The organism is Solwaraspora sp. WMMD791 (assembly GCF_029581195.1).
GTDB lineage: Bacteria > Actinomycetota > Actinomycetes > Mycobacteriales > Micromonosporaceae > Micromonospora_E.
In genome coordinates this window covers 1-14,427 of sequence record NZ_CP120737.1, presented here as the reverse complement: position 1 = coordinate 14,427, position 14,427 = coordinate 1, and the positions used below count along the sequence as shown (strand labels likewise).

Here is a 14,427-nt window from a genome sequence, read left to right as displayed (position 1 = left end):
GCGTGGCCGCCTCCGTCACCGCGAACATCCTGCACGCTCAGCCGAACCCGATCTCCCAGGCCATCGCGGCATGGCCACCAATGGCACTGCTCATCACGGTCGAGCTGGTCACCCGCGTACCCGTGCACCGCCGTACGCTCGGCGCCATCCGGGTGGTCGCCGCCTCGACCATCGCCGCAATCGCAGCCTGGATCAGCTACCACCACATGGTCGGAGTCGTCGCCCGATACGGCGAAACCGGAACCGTGCCCTACCTCCTACCGCTCTCGGTGGACGGGCTGATCATCGTCGCGTCGGTTTCACTCGTCGAACTCGCTGCCCGTCGTCGCGAGGTCGACAACCAACCGCCGACACCAGCCACGGCACCGACTACCGCCACCGCCCCGACCGCCGATTCAACGCCGAGCACAGGCGACGCGATGCAAGCGCGCCCAAGCCCCCTGTCGGAACACCCGAGCACCGAGGCCGACAGGCCGCACTTCGATGTCGTCACCACCAACCAGCACTCGGCAGCGGACCACGTGCCGGACGACTCCGGGTACGGAGGTGATCCGGCAAGTGGCACACACGAGGATGGTCACCCAGACACGGACGACGAGGCCGGCGAGGACGTTGATCTCCCGCCGGACCTGGTACCGCTGCTGCCCGCCGCCCGTGCCGCCCGCGACGAGCTGACCCGCGAAGGCCAGACCATCAGTCGGGATGCCCTCGCGCGTCGGCTACGCCGCAACGGCCACTCCATCCGCAACAGCGGCGTGTCGCAGATGCTCGCCGCGCTACGCCGCGAGACGCGAACGGTCGACGGCTCCCGTCCCACGACCCGTTCATGGCATGCCGGCATGCCATGAACGCAGGGGCAGGCGCGAGGAAGGCCGACCGTCAACATGACCCTGAAGAAGAACGAAGCCGCCCGCCGCACCCACGACACTGCCCACCCTGGCCCATCGACTGTCAGCACCGCAAGACTCGCCACAAACCTGCTTCCTCACGGACCAACTGACATGATCAGCGAGCCTTTCAAGCTGCTCTTGCAGCTCAGAGCGGGTTCAGCAGGCCCGGTGATTCGATAGCTTCGGTGCTCCATTCAGGACAGCTGTCGACCAAGAATCGAAGCCTCGACCGCGAGCCTCGCCATGCTGTCCCACCCTGTGACGATTTTTGTCCAGCCGCACCCTGAATCATCTGGCCGAACGCATCCTCGGCTCAGGACCGAGCAGCCAACCGGCGAACATCGACGGACGATGGCGAACGAGGCACCCGCATCAGGCACCAGGACCGTGGGCTAGATCAGCGCTCCGATTCCGACTCATCGAGCGAGTGCCCACACCGTCACAGTTAGCGACGAACGGATCGCGGCATGCCGCATATTTGGCCATGCATCAATGAGGTGTGGAATGTCTGTTCGATACAATGGCCGCCGCTTCGGAGATGGCTGACGAATGGCGGTGTCCGGCTTGTCTGACGGCAACTGGTGGGTCGACGACCCGATCGATGAGCCGAGCAAGGACCTGTTCGGGCGCGGTCCGTTTGTGACCCGCGTGGTCGACTTACTTGACCAGATCGGCTCCCGGCCGAGCAGCACGGTGGTTGGGTTGGTCGGCCCGTGGGGCAGCGGTAAGACCAGCACGATCCAGATGATCGTGGCAGGACTCGACCTTGGTCGGTGGGGCGTCACTTGGATCAACCCGTGGGCGTTGTCCGGTCCTGATGCGGTCGTCACCGAGCTGCTCGGCGCGATCCGCGCCGCAGTACCGGAGAAGAGCACCGCCGGCGCACGGGTTCGGCGTCAGCTTTCCCGGTACGGCGTCCTGGCCACGCCAGCGCTGTCGTTGGTGCCGGTGGTCGGTAGTGCCGCGACCGCTGTGGCCAACGAGGCCATCCAGCGGCTTGCCGATCAGGGAACGACCTTTCAGGAGCAGGCAGAGCAGGTCCGCGACGCGCTAGATGCGCTGGCCCGACCGATACTGGTCGTCATCGACGATGTCGACCGGCTGCAGCCCGAGCAGCTGTTGGCGGTGTTCCGTGCGGTGCGCGCGCTGGGCCGGCTGCCGTACGTGCACTACGTCCTCGCGTACGACCAGGAGACCATCCTTGACGTGCTGTCCGCTACGCCGATCGCCTACAAGAACGGTGCCCGGGCCGTCGCGTTCTTGGAGAAGATCGTCACGTTGCGTCTCGAGCAGCCACCGGTCCGCCTGGAACACGCTGAGTCGCTGTTCAACACCGGCCTCGCTGACGCGCTCGGCCGAGCCGCCGCGCCGTTGAACGAGGATGCGCAACGCCGCATGGGCGAAGAGCGTGAGGTGCTGCTGTTGCGGGTTCTGACCGAGCCGCGCAGCGTGGCCCGGCTGCTCGCTCAGATCGATATCTACCTGCCACTGGTCGGCGCTGCTGAGGTCGATGTTGTCGACTTCATCACCCTGACATTCCTGCGAACCACCTATCCGCGTCTGTACCAGGCCATCGCCCTGCACCGCAGCGCACTCGTCGATGACACCGACCTCGCTGGCCTCCGTGCCGAATTCGACGAGTCGGGGCTGGCCCGGCTCGACGTCCCAGCGCCGCACACCGGTCGGGTCGCGGCCGCCCTGCAACGGCTCTTTCCATGTCTGACCACCGACCCGGTCAGATCGATAGTGGCCCAGCACCAGCGGCGCGGGCGGCGGCGGATCAGTGATCGCGACTACATCGAGCGGTATTTCGCCCTGACGTCCATCACCGGAGAGATTAGCGACGATAGTCTCGTTCGGGCCATCCGAGATCTGGCCGAGGGACGCCGTAGCGTGGCGGTCGAGGACCTGACCATGGCGTTACGACCGGACCTCACCGACGCTCATGCGTGCGCTCGGGCGGCCCGGGCACTCCGGCGGGCCGAGTCGCTGTCTACGGAGCTGTCAGGCGGCGAGGCCGCCGCAGTGATCCCGTACGTGTTCGAGCAGTTCGACCACCTTCGCGTTCCCTCAGCGGGCGGGTTCGGTCCTGACGAAGCAGCGACCGTTTGGCTCGCGGCGCTGCTGCGGCGGGCCGACGGCGGGCCGCTGCCCGCAATAGCGCTGAGAGATCCCGGTCTGCTGCCATATATGTTGAAGGCGATCCGGATGGCGGTCCCCGAGCCGGGCGACGCCACAATTGCGCGTCTCGTCGCCCAACCTCCCGGCTCGTCATGGCTTGCGGACATCGTTCAGGTCGCCTACGAAGCGACGTGGGCGCGGGTCCAGGAGCACACGCGTCTTGGCGACACCGCCCCCATCGAACCGGTGAGCCTGTACGTCTCCCGGCTGGAGTCTGCTTTCGGCGACACGGACGTCGACCGGCGGATCGCCACCGCAGTCGACGAGGGTCTGTCAATCGTGCATCTCGCGGCCCGGCTGGTCGACATCGAGGTCGTGTTTGCATCCGCTGGCCCTCACGCCCGGATCGGCGGATTCGACGCGACGGCGTTCCTGGGACGTATCGGCCGCCGCCGTGTTATTGCTGTGCGGGCGCACCTGGACGACGCTGCGGCGGGCACCCGGCCCGGCGCCCTCGACCGCGCCGACGTGTCGTGGGCGAACCGCCGCCGGTTCGCCGCCAGCACCCTCATCGAGGCCCTAGACGCCGGTACGAAGGAACCGGGCAGTCTGCTGCCGAACCCGCCCGAGGAACAACTCCACCCCTTCACCAACCACCGTCCGTCGTTGATAAAAGATGGAGGCGAATCGCTCGACCTGACGCTGCAGGTCGCCGTGCTGCTGCCTGCGGGCCACGAGATTCCTGCGCGTGTGCCCAACGGATGGGGTCCCCCACTCGGGACACGTGAAGAAACCCTGATCGCCGCGATGCAAGGCTCACCGATCAGCAGCTGGCTCCGGGCGCGCCACTCCGACTGGGGCGTAGCCGCCGAACCCTGGTTCATAAGCAATGCTGACGGTCGTTTCCACACCACCGCTCAATCGGTCGCTCGGGCCGCCACACCCGGCACTCTCGGCCAGAGTCAGGCAATTCCGGTCAGGGCCGGTGCCCAGCTCATCACCGGCCACATCTCGCAGAGCCCGCACCAGCAGGCGCTGCTGCTGACCGTCGGCATCGGATTCCACCTAGCAGAACTCGACGAACGGCATCAACCTGCGGAGGCGCGGGCCCGGACCGTACCCCTCCCCGCAGCGTTCACACTTAACGGCTTGTTCGAGCTCACCGACGCGCTTGTCCGGTGCGTGCAGACCGCGAAAGAGCTGTGGACACAATTCGACGACCAGTCATCCCCACCCGAAACCGCGCTCCTACACATGTCACTGATAGCTTCCGAAGGACTCGCCGCGGTCGTCGACCTCAACAGCTACCCACGGCAAGGCACTGTCACTCGTACTCACTACTCCAAGGTCTACCAGTACCGGTCAGGGCCCGGCGATATCACGGCGGCGGCATTGCGAGACTGGCTGAGCGAGGCCGGGTACCGTCACCACGAGCGGGCGATCCTGGATATCTGGGACCCCACGCACGAATAGCGCTGACCTTTGAATGTGTGTGGATCGGTCGAGGGACCGTGGAAAAGGATCCGTGACCCCTGCGGGCAGCTCGCCAGCGGCCCACCAGCGCCCTGCTCAAGAACCTAATCTAGCCGCGCTGTTCCTCGCCCGCATGGCCCGTTCCCGCGCCCTCGCCGAGGGCGTGTTAGCAAAACAAAGGAAGAGGACTGGGCGGTTGTACGGATTCTAGCGCTTCCTCCGTTTTCCTTTACCTGCGTCAGCGTCGACTTCAACGAGAATTACCCGGTACCGGATAATCCGCCGTGCAGCACTCAACGCAGCGTCGCGACCCTCTGCCGCACGTTCTAGTCCTCCGCTGCCGGCACCCTGTTCTAGCGCATCGATTGCCGAGCTGGCAATTTCGGATTGTCGCTCAAGAAGCGCTTCCAGATCATCGTCTTCTCGGTCCTCGCCCGAGCCCCCTGACCGCCTCCCCGCCAGTTCAAGCTGGTGCATCTGCCACTCCATCAGCAGTCGGATCGCACGCTCGACAGCCCAGAGAGCGGCGACGACGGCCGCTACCGGCTGAAAGGAAGACGAAGCCGCAAGCACGGTCTCAAGCGGGCTACTCATACGAACTCGAACAACTCGCAGCGCCATCCTAGCAACCGAATTCGGCAAATAGATCGTCAGTGCGTAGTTGTAGATCGACGACAGATCTTCAAAGTAGCGCGCTACCTCGCTCAATCTCGGAGCGTCCCCTAGATCAACAACGATTTCCATCGTTGGTAGATTGGTCATAGTCCGTGGGGTCGCGTGCGCCATGCATGGCATTCAATCACAGACACGCAAGGACGGTTAGGTGCCCACCACCCCATCGGCCGTCGCCAGCCTCGCGGCCGAGCTGGTAGACGCCCACGCCGCAACCTGGAACGACGAACGCGCCGGATCAGGAAGAATCGCCCGTTACCTACGCGGCGACCATGACCTGCCGTACATGGCCCGGGGCGCCCGCAACGAGTACCGGTCGCTGGCTGAGAACGCGATCACTCCGTGGTTGCCGCTAATCAGCGAGACCTACGTCAAGTCGCTGTTCGTGGACGGCTACCGCCCGGCCCGGTCGACGCAGTCCGCCCCGCCGTGGGCGTACTGGCAGGCGAACCGGCTCGACGCGCGGCAGACGATCGCCCACCGGGGCGCCTTGGAGTTCGGCGCCTCGTACACGATCGTCCTGCCCGGCGAGCCCGACCCGAGCATCCGCCCGGTCCCGCCAGCCAAGACCATCGCCTTCTTCGAGGACGACGACGAGTGGCCCGTACATGGGCTACGGGTCAAGGGCACCGCCGCCGACGGGATGCGGTTGTGGGAGCTGTTCGACGACGAGGCCGTCCACCTGATCGGCCGCGCGAAGGGCAGCGAACGGCTGGTCCTGCTCCGCAGCGACGAGCACGGCCTGAAGGTCTGCCCGATGGTCCGCTTCCGCGATCGGCTGGACGGCGAGAACCGGGGCATCATCGCACCGCTGCTGGTCCTTCAGGACCGGATCAACGAGCCGTCTTCAACCTGCTCATCGCCTTGCAGTTCGCGAGCTTCCGCCAGCGCTGGGCAACGGGTCTGGCGATCCCGACAGTGGACGACCCCGAGTCCCCGCTGTTCGGTCAGCCGGTCGAGCCATTCCAGGCCGCCGTTGACCGTCTGTGGGTCACGGACTCGCCGGACGCGAAGTTCGGCAGCTTCGACCAAACCGACGTCAAGGGGCACCTCGAAACCTACGGCTCGGGCGTGCGGACTCTCGCCGCGATCGCCCAACTCAGCCCGCACGTGTTGCTCGGCGACCTGGTCAACCTCTCGGCTGACGCATTGGCCGCCGCCGAGGCTGCCACACAGCGCAAGATCGGCGAGTACGAGACGATCTTCGGCGAGTCGTGGGAGCAGACGCTCCGGCTCGCCGCGCTGGCCGCCGGGGACCCCGAGTCGGCCCGGGACCTGTCCGCGCAGGTCCGCTGGCGTGACACCGAGGCTCGTTCACTGGCCGCCGCCGTGGATGCCCTCGGAAAGATGGTGACCATGCTCGCCGTGCCGGCCGAGGCCGCATGGGAGCGCATTCCTGGCGTCACTGACCAGGACATCGAACGGTGGCGCGGCATGCGACGTCCGCAGACGGACTCGCCCAGCTTGCCGAGGCCCTGACTTGCCAGTCATTGACGCCGCAGCCTCCGGCCGCACCTGCGGAGCCCGCCGCCGTCTAAACCCTCGAAGGAGTGCGCCGTGTCAGTGCTGACCACGGACGCGCTCGCCGAGAGCTACCGGGTAGCGCAGGCGAAAGTCGCCAGCGAGGCCGCCGCGCAGGTGACCGTCGCGTACCGCACGCTGCTCAACGCCGGAAACCTCGACGCCTCCTTCCCCGTTTACACGACCGCGGCCTCGAAGATTATCGATGAGGCACGGAAGAAGGCCGCCGGCCTGGGCGGTGTGTTCTACCTGGCACACCGCAACGCGTCCAGCGTGCTGGACGCCATGCCCACGATCGCCTGGGCGGGATCACTACCCCCCGGCAAAGGTCGCGACATCGCTTCTGGCGACCGGTCCGGTCGCGGTGAAGCGGGCGATCCGGATGGGCGCCAGCGTCCCGCAGGCACTCGCGGCGGCCGAGACCAAGACGGTCGGCTCGGCGTACCGGATGGTTGCCGACGGTGGACGGGCGACTATCCAGGCAGCGTCTACCGCGACAAGCGGGCGCTGGGTTGGGCGCGGGTGTCCGACGGCGGTTGCGGGCGGACGGCAGAATGTTCCCGTGAGAGATTGGACACCCCGCCGCCTCTTGATCGGATGCGCAGTCTGCTTTGGCCTGTCCGTGGTCGCCTTCCTCCTGCTGCTAATGGTCAACACCTCAATCCGATACCAACCGCCGCCAGGGCAGGAGGCTCCGAAGGTCACGGACTGGATGCAGGCGTGGGGCAGCATAGGCGGAATCCTCGCGGGCCTCCTGGCAGCGGGAGCCGCCGCAGCGCTTCTGATGCACGAACGCCAGCAAGCGCGACTCGCACAGCAGCAACTGGCTCAGGAACGCGCCGAGGCCGATGTCCGCGCAGCCCAATTGGTTGTGGTTTTCCGTTCCACCTTCGCGTTTACCAACGGTCCGGCCATCCACTACATAAACGCAACGGTGCAAAATTTCAGCGCCACACCGATCCACAACGTAATTGTAGTAACAACCACTCCCGACGGGAGGAGAATAATAGCGAAGCGCTCTCCAATAATTTCGCCAAGCCAGAAAAACGACCGCCATAAGGCTTTTCCGCGACCGATTCCAATACTTAATACTTCAATCGATTTGAGCGGAAGGGTGACGATAGCGGCCGAATCAACAGTGTACTTTACGGATTCATCCAACACCCCATGGGCCAAGCAGAGCACTGGCGAAGTAGCGCGCACGACCTCCCCGTACCCAATCGATGATGCGATCAATCCCTTCTAGTACGGCAGCCGCCGTTTGAGATCTTGCTTGTGAACCCTGGTGGACGCGGGGCGGCCACCGCATGATCCTCTGTGCGTTGTGGACACAACATCAGATCTTACGGTGGCCGCGTGCCACAGCGTAGCCGTTGGCCGGTGGGAGTGGGTGCTGGCCGAGGTACTGGACTGCTTCGCGGGCCGGTTCGCTCGGGTGGAGCCGCGCCGGCGGCAGGACAGTTCGTGTCCGGCCTGCTGGCCGATCTCGAGGTCAAGACGTGCTGGCAGCTGGCCGAGCAGGCCGGACACGCCAGACCGGACGCGATGCAGCGACTGTTGTATCGGGGCGGTGTGGGACGCCGACGCCGTCCGTGACGACCTGCGGCGGTTGATCACCGGACGGTTCGGCTGTCCGGACGCGGTCCTGACCGTCGACGAGACCGACGACCTGAAGAAGGGCATCCACACGGTCGGGGTGCAGCGGCAGTACACCGGGACGGCAGGACGGACCGAGAACAGCCAGGTCGGAGTGTTCCTGGGTTACGCCGGCACCGACGGGCACACTGATCATTGGGTATCACACCCCGCTGTCACTTCCTGGTCCGGTCGTTCACTCCTTAACAGTCGGAGATCGGTCGAGGAAGTAAGTCGGCGAGTGTGGCCATGACATCTCTTTGCCGTTGAGGATCACGGTCAGCTGGTTATCGATGTTCCGCCGCTCCCCGAAGGCGTCAGCAAGTTGTGGCCATGTCAGCGGACGGAACAGACCTGGCAGGAATACCACAAACTCGCCCATCGCCACCGCCACACACCGCAGTTCGTCTGGGTCGTCGACCAGCAATATGCGCCGGAGTTCTGGCGGCGCGCTGAGGTCACGGAACATGTAGGTTGGGAGGACTTCGGCAGTGGGGTTCCTGAGCTGGTCGGTGATTGGCTTCATCACTGGCCGGAGTACGTAGCTCCAACCCAGCGCGGCGAACGCTGCCAGGTACGCCGAACGGATCCAGGAGTACCGGGCCCGCGCCTCGCTGTATCGGCCGTGGATAGTGAAGGAAATCCTCGGGTTGGGGTCACGACTGTCAACGTAGGCATCCATCGCCTCGAAATGCGCCGCCTGCACCTTAGGGTCATTTTGGCTTGGAACGCCGAAGACCTGAATACCTTCCCCTGTCCGATGCGCCGTGCCCCGCAGCGGGATGCCGTCGGCGTACATCGTGGCAGGCAGGTAGCGGCCCGTCACTCGGCCCCGTAGGAAGCCTTCGGTGTCCGCGCGCCGGTGGGCGTGCGAGTCGAAGTAGGTGCCGGAGCTGTTGTTGCAGTCCTTGCAGGTAAGCACCAGCCCTCGGCCGCCCAACACTCGCGGTGGTACATGCTCTTCCGTCAACTCGCCGGTTTCCAGGGCTTCCCGCGTGTACGCCACCAGGCAACATGGGCAGGCGTAGTAATCAGTGGCGGCAGGGAGATCACTGCCTCGGCCAAGCCGTTCCAGCACGGAACGCAGCACGAGCGCGCCTTCGTCGAACCACCTCTGCTTCTTCTGCACACGCAGATGGTCGCTGCCGAGGTGATAGCCGTCAACTCGGTAAATTGAGCGTAATGTGACCATGCTCCGGTAGCGTGGGCGATTCTCGTGGGTCAGGGCCAGCTGTCCGGCCGGACTAACCCCACTTCCCTGTCGAGTTTCATCTGCGGCCGATCCGCTGCCCGCTGCAGCGACTGCCGCCGATGCAGGTCAAGTTCGGTGTCGCTAGATAGCGCACAGCCACGACACGAGCATCGAGGGGTGAGCAGGTCCTTCATTCGCGGCCCGTCACCGAAGGCCTGTAACGCGGCACGCTTCCGAGAGCAGCCGTTGCGCTGTACGTTGCGGGATGCCGAGCTTGAGTGCCAACTCTGCACCTAGCCCATGTCGGTCACGCCCCGCAGCGGCGGCCTCGTTCAGCAGTTCAGTGGCGGTCTGGAGCCGGGGGTCGTCGGCGTAGGGATGCGGTTGACGGGCACCGGTGGTGCCGGGGGTACGGCCGGTGGATTGTCGGCCCGTGCGTGCGTCGGCGACGGTCCAGATGGTGCGCCGGTACCAGAGGCGTCGTTTCCGTCCATCGGGCAGGTGCTCGACGCGGTCGGGCCGATCGAGCAGGGTGTCGGGCAGGTTGCGGTAGGAGCCGTAGCCGAGGGCCCTCGCTGCGGCGCCGGAGCCGATGAGGTCGTCGGGGTGTCCGCGGCGGTCGACCTTTGTGAGGTCGGCGCGCTTCGCGGCCTGGTGCGCTTCGTGGAATGTCTCAATGTCGTCGAGCCAAAACCACTGGCGGCCGTCGCTGCGGAAGCCCTCAGGGAAGCCGAATCGGGCGCGGTGGCGGTGCCAGTGGTTGACGGTGGAGTAGGCCGCGCCGGTGTGCGCGGCGACGCCGGCCCGGTTGAGGGCTATCCGTCCGCCGATCACGCGTCGTGCCACGCCGTTCATCCTCCCTCGCGGACGGCTCGGTGGCCGTCCGCGTCGTCGAGGTGCGTGTGACTCGGGTCGTAGGATCGGCGGTACGTCCGGCCCGGGTATTGGTGGTCGTGTGGCCGGCAGGTGGCCCGGGTGGGCGAGGTGGCCGGTCGGGAATTGCGCGCACCCTCGGGTGTGCCCGCCGGCCACCGACCCATGCCGAGTTAGACGCGTGGGCGCAGCACTCGCCATGCGACCTGTGCCATGCGGTGTAGGGGCAGCGCGGCGAGTTTGGCGCGGGTAGCGGGTTTGGCGGCGTCGTACACGGTCAGGATCGCGGCGGCGGTGGTCGGGTCCACCACGACCCCGTCGATCTTGCGTGTCGCGCCGCGCATGGCTTCGCGGAGGACCTCGATCACGCGGGGGTCACCGGCGGTCGCGTCGTCGGGAAGCGCGTCGATGTCGGCCAGTTCTTGACAGTCCGGGCAGGTCACGAGGTGGTGGTCCTCGGTGACGCGGGTCAGCGGTCCGTTGTCGAGGCCGCAGACCGGGCGAGGGTGCCGGATCGACTTGGCGTGGGTGTATGCGAGTGGGCGGTGCCGCGAGGTGGTGTTCACGACGCCGCCTCGGGGGCCTCGGGCCAGATGCCCAGCGGGTTGCCGGGTGTGATCTGGCCACGGCCTGGGGCGAGGGTGTCGAAGACCGTGGAGTACGTGTCGTGGAGCAGGGCACGGGTTCGTGCGAGGTGTTTGCCTCGTACCATTTTTGCTGGCATCGCGTCGGTAACCCGCTGGATGAGGCCGTAGATGTCTCGGGTCTCGATGAGGTCGGCGCAGCCGTCGCAGGCGGACCACCGCTCTCCCCATGCCTGGGTGAGTGCGTGCTCGGTGCCTGTGCGGCGGACGCGTGCGGCGTGGTGCCGGTTGCGGTAGTCGCTGACGGCCACGACCTGCGCGGTGACTCGTCGGACATCGGTCAGCTGGTTCGCGCATTGGTAGATCCAGGTGGCGTCGGGTGCGGAGCAGAAGTCGCACTCGATGATCGGGTCGGGGATCTCGGTGACCGGTACCGGCTCGGCTTTGTGGTCGCTGCGTTCGCCGCGCTGCTCGGCCGCGTGGAGGTATTCGACGATGACGCCGTGGGGGTTGAAGCGGACGTTGACGCCTCGGCGGCATCGCCGACAGTAGAGCGGTTCGCCGGTCCGGCCCGTGGGCGTGCCGGGTTCGGTCGCCCTGATGGAGTGTCCCGGGTGGGGGTGGTACGAGGGCATCAGTGTCCGCCTCCGGTCTTGTTGTTGCCGGGCCGGGTGGGGTTGGCCGGGTCGAGGGTCAGCGCGAGGCGTAGGCGGGCGAGGTCGACCAGGCGCCGCAGGAGGCTCGCGGTTCCGTTGGCGAGGTCCGCGTCGTAGTCGTGGGCGATGCGGCAGGCGTCGCGTAGTGCCACGCACGCGGTGACGAAGGCGGTTTCCAGGGCGGCGTAGTCGTCGGCGCGGGTGCACCATGCGACCTGGGCGGCCGGGTAGGTGCGCTCGGTGCCGTTGGGGAAGCGGAGGGTGTAGCTGCGTGCGTGGGTCGTATGCGGGGTGGAGTAACGCACGTCGATGACGATGCCGAGGCGGTATTCGGTGGCGTCGGTTGGTGCGATCACCCGGGCGGTGTCGCCGTACTCCATGGATCGGTACATCAGGACTCCGTTCAGGGGTGGGTCAAGCTGGAGGTGTGCTGCCCGTCGCCGTTGGCGTCCTCGGACGGCTCGATTCGGCTCGTCATGCCGCCCGTCTCCTCTTCGCCGGCCGGCTCGTTGTCGGTGCTTGGCCGGGGTGGGAAGGCGGGGAGGATTCCGGCGAGGATGCCGCCGCTGTGCTCGTCGGTGACGGCGGCGCAGGCGATGAGATCGGCTCCGGTGGTGAGCGCCTGGGTCGGGGTGTACCGCACCCGCACGGCGCGGGTGTTGTCGAGGGTGATGGCGCGGATCTCGACGAGGCGTTGCTGCCAGGTGGCGACGGGCAACTCGGCGTCGGGTACGGCCGTGACGGTCCCGTGAAGCGCCTCGCGCAGCGCGGTACGCAGGTGCTCGCGTCGGCGGGCGGCAACAGCCTCCCAGCGTGACGCTTTCCTCGTGTTTGTTGTGTGGTCGTCGCCGGTCGAGGTTGCCGCGCAGGTGCGGAACCGTTCGGCGTTGCCGGTTGCCTGGGCGAAGTCTGCGGCGAGGTCGAACAGGTCATCGGGGTTCATACGGGTACTCCGTTGTCAGTAAGAGGGGAAGTCACGTGGTGTGCCGCGCGGCCCGGGGTCGGACCGTGGGCCGCGCGGCAACACGTGGCGGCGGTCAGGCTGGGGTGGCCGTTGGCCCGGCGGCACGGTCGGGGTTGGCCGGTTGCCCGGCGGTCCCGTGGGGGTCGAACGGTGGTGTGGCCTTCAGCTGGGGCAGGCTCGGGTCGAGCTTCTGCCCGATGCGGTCGAGGCTGATCGCTCCGTACGCGGTCAGGTGCGCGCCTACGGCGAGGGCCTGCGCGCCGGTGAGCAGCACGACGAGGCGGCGGCCGGCCTCGTCGTGCACATGGAGCTCGACGTGGCCGTTGGTCAGCGGCCGGACCGGCATGAAGTGCTCGACCTGCCCCGTGTGCGGCAGAGCCGCCCTGATCGCCTCGACCAGGGCGGGCCACCGCTCGTTGACGAGGGCGTCCCACTGCGCGGCCCGTGCGCTCAACTGGGCGTGTTCGGCCTCGCTCGTCGCCTGTTCGGCCAACGCGCGGGCGACCTCGGCCGCCGCGAAGGTGGAGCACATCTCGTTGGCCAGCGCGACCACCGTCTCGGCGGTGGGTGCCGGTGCGTACAGCGGCGTGATGCTGGGCTCGGTGGGGATGTGTGCGGTCCCGGTGGCGGGGTGCCCACCGGTACCGGGGCCGGGCGTGGTGGCCCGGCCCCCGTGCCGGCCCACGTCAGACCGCCAGCAGCTCGAACGCGCGGGCCTTGAGGTCCGCTCCGGCACCGGTCAGCGCCCGGGTGGCCCGGACGAGGTCGGTCTTGGCGGGGGCGAAGTGGTCCACGTACTCGGTGATGGCCTGGTAGCCGGCCCACCGGGTGCCCTTGATCGCCTTCTGCGTGTCGGCGTCGCGGATGAGGTACCGCAACGTGTTCGTCCGTTGCTTGGCGTTGTTGCGCGCCGTGTCGGAGGCATCGTCGGCGAGGGGCCACACCTGCGCGACGATCTTCTCGAACTCGCCCATGGTCAGCGACTCGTTGATCATCTTCTCGGCTTCGCTCTCGAAGGCGTCGAACGCCTTCCACATCAGACCGAGTGCCTGGCGCGCCTCGGCGATCTTGCTGGTGACGTTCGAGGTGTGCCGGAACGTGTAGGAGCTGCGCGACCGCTGGTAGGCGAGAGCCTGCGTGTTGGCGCACACGATCCGTACCGGGGTCGCGTCGAGGCGCAGCGAGGCGGTGCCGTCATGGCTGGTGGTGGCGGCGAGGTAGAGGTCCATGTCGTCCACTCCGGCGATCCGCATCGCGCTCGGCAGCTTCATGGTCACGAACACCGACCGGCCCTTGCGCATGGAGCCGGCGGTCTCGAAGTGCGCACCGGAGGCGTCGACCAGGAGGTTGAGTGTCTCGGCTACCTGCTCGTTCTGGACCACGCTGTAGTCCTCGCCGACCACGCCGAGGTACTCGGTCTCGCCGGTGACCGGGTTGGTCCGTACGGTCATGTACTTGTCGGGGCAGTCGACCTTCGTCACGCCCTTGTCGGTGATCTCGATGCCCTGGATGGCGATCTTGCGGACCTCCCAGCCACCGAGCCATGCCTTGCTCATAACCTCCTGGGCGGTCATACAGGAGTCGGTGACGGTGCCGAGTTGGTGCCAGGCGGACAGTCGCGCGGAGGCGAAGGCGGTCTCGCCGTTGGCGAACGTCTCGAGTTCGTGTGCCACGGTGGCACCCCTTTCCGGTCGTGTGGTTCGGGTGGGCGACGGGCCGGGGATTGCGACCCCGGCGTGCCGTCACAAACAATGTTTCCTACCTCTATGGGTGCATCAAGCCGATCGGATGGAGTCGATCGAGGTTTCTGCGGCGAATCTGACGCGCACCGCTGGGCGTGGCCTAC

Annotated in this window: 14 protein-coding genes and 1 pseudogene; 5 read left to right on the top strand and 10 right to left on the bottom strand. The window is 66.8% G+C overall.

What is annotated here, in order from left to right:
* Positions 1-2: 2 nt before the first annotated feature.
* Positions 3-848: a DUF2637 domain-containing protein gene (locus O7623_RS00075; RefSeq protein ID WP_282226513.1), complete on the top strand. Its 846-nt coding sequence runs from the start codon at positions 3-5 to the stop codon at positions 846-848.
* Positions 849-1,454: 606 nt separating this feature from the next.
* Entirely contained in the window at positions 1,455-4,484 is a 3,030-nt protein-coding gene (locus tag O7623_RS00070; RefSeq protein ID WP_282226512.1) for a P-loop NTPase fold protein, read from the top strand.
* Between the two features lie 207 nt (positions 4,485-4,691).
* Here O7623_RS00070 and O7623_RS00065 read toward each other — a convergent pair whose 3' ends face one another.
* Both O7623_RS00065 and O7623_RS00060 read right to left on the bottom strand, forming a co-directional pair.
* A complete protein-coding gene (locus tag O7623_RS00065; RefSeq protein ID WP_282226511.1) occupies positions 4,692-5,246 on the bottom strand; it encodes a hypothetical protein in 555 nt (184 codons plus the stop codon).
* Between the two features lie 303 nt (positions 5,247-5,549).
* Positions 5,550-5,723, bottom strand: a complete 174-nt coding sequence (locus O7623_RS00060) for a hypothetical protein (RefSeq protein WP_282226510.1) — start codon at positions 5,721-5,723, stop codon at positions 5,550-5,552.
* Between the two features lie 351 nt (positions 5,724-6,074).
* On the opposite strand from O7623_RS00060, the gene O7623_RS00055 reads away from it, so the two are divergent.
* The 3 genes and pseudogenes from O7623_RS00055 (at position 6,075) to O7623_RS00045 (ending at position 8,565) form a co-directional block, all read left to right on the top strand.
* Positions 6,075-6,635, top strand: a complete 561-nt coding sequence (locus O7623_RS00055; protein WP_282226509.1) for a phage portal protein — start codon at positions 6,075-6,077, stop codon at positions 6,633-6,635.
* A gap of 604 nt (positions 6,636-7,239) precedes the next feature.
* Complete coding sequence (locus tag O7623_RS00050) at positions 7,240-7,923, top strand: hypothetical protein (protein ID WP_282226508.1); 684 nt, start codon at positions 7,240-7,242, stop codon at positions 7,921-7,923.
* A 144-nt stretch (positions 7,924-8,067) separates the two neighbouring features.
* A pseudogene (locus O7623_RS00045) lies at positions 8,068-8,565 on the top strand (transposase).
* On the opposite strand, the gene O7623_RS00040 reads toward O7623_RS00045, so the two are convergent.
* The 8 genes from O7623_RS00040 to O7623_RS00005 form a co-directional block, all read right to left on the bottom strand.
* A complete protein-coding gene (locus O7623_RS00040) occupies positions 8,509-9,441 on the bottom strand; it encodes an HNH endonuclease (RefSeq protein ID WP_282226507.1) in 933 nt (310 codons plus the stop codon). The pseudogene O7623_RS00045 and the gene O7623_RS00040 overlap by 57 nt on opposite strands.
* Positions 9,442-9,708: 267 nt before the next feature.
* Positions 9,709-10,359 (bottom strand): hypothetical protein, encoded by a 651-nt coding sequence (locus O7623_RS00035; RefSeq protein ID WP_282226506.1) that lies wholly within the window; start codon positions 10,357-10,359, stop codon positions 9,709-9,711.
* A 191-nt stretch (positions 10,360-10,550) separates the two neighbouring features.
* On the bottom strand, positions 10,551-10,943 hold the full coding sequence (locus O7623_RS00030) for a hypothetical protein (protein ID WP_282226505.1): 393 nt from the start codon (positions 10,941-10,943) through the stop codon (positions 10,551-10,553).
* Positions 10,940-11,596, bottom strand: coding sequence for a hypothetical protein (locus O7623_RS00025; protein ID WP_282226504.1), 657 nt, complete (start codon positions 11,594-11,596; stop codon positions 10,940-10,942). The genes O7623_RS00030 and O7623_RS00025 overlap by 4 nt, the downstream gene beginning before the upstream one ends.
* Positions 11,596-12,009 carry a hypothetical protein gene (locus O7623_RS00020; RefSeq protein ID WP_282226503.1) on the bottom strand — a complete coding sequence of 138 codons (414 nt, stop codon included), beginning with the start codon at positions 12,007-12,009 and terminating at the stop codon, positions 11,596-11,598. The genes O7623_RS00025 and O7623_RS00020 overlap by 1 nt, the downstream gene beginning before the upstream one ends.
* Positions 12,010-12,020: 11 nt before the next feature.
* Positions 12,021-12,560, bottom strand: coding sequence for a hypothetical protein (locus tag O7623_RS00015; protein ID WP_282226502.1), 540 nt, complete (start codon positions 12,558-12,560; stop codon positions 12,021-12,023).
* Between the two features lie 94 nt (positions 12,561-12,654).
* Positions 12,655-13,266, bottom strand: coding sequence for a hypothetical protein (locus O7623_RS00010; RefSeq protein WP_282226501.1), 612 nt, complete (start codon positions 13,264-13,266; stop codon positions 12,655-12,657).
* A gap of 1 nt (position 13,267) precedes the next feature.
* Positions 13,268-14,254 (bottom strand): DUF932 domain-containing protein, encoded by a 987-nt coding sequence (locus O7623_RS00005; protein ID WP_282226500.1) that lies wholly within the window; start codon positions 14,252-14,254, stop codon positions 13,268-13,270.
* Between the last annotated feature and the right edge of the window lie 173 nt (positions 14,255-14,427).

What these genes read in the sequence shown, in the direction of transcription:
- O7623_RS00065 (WP_282226511.1), bottom strand. Translation starts at nt 5,246, where the DNA reads ATGACCAATCTACCAACGATGGAAATCGTTGTTGATCTAGGGGACGCT.
- O7623_RS00035 (WP_282226506.1), bottom strand. Translation starts at nt 10,359, where the DNA reads ATGAACGGCGTGGCACGACGCGTGATCGGCGGACGGATAGCCCTCAAC.
- O7623_RS00025 (WP_282226504.1), bottom strand. Translation starts at nt 11,596, where the DNA reads ATGCCCTCGTACCACCCCCACCCGGGACACTCCATCAGGGCGACCGAA.
- O7623_RS00020 (WP_282226503.1), bottom strand. Translation starts at nt 12,009, where the DNA reads ATGTACCGATCCATGGAGTACGGCGACACCGCCCGGGTGATCGCACCA.
- O7623_RS00015 (WP_282226502.1), bottom strand. Translation starts at nt 12,560, where the DNA reads ATGAACCCCGATGACCTGTTCGACCTCGCCGCAGACTTCGCCCAGGCA.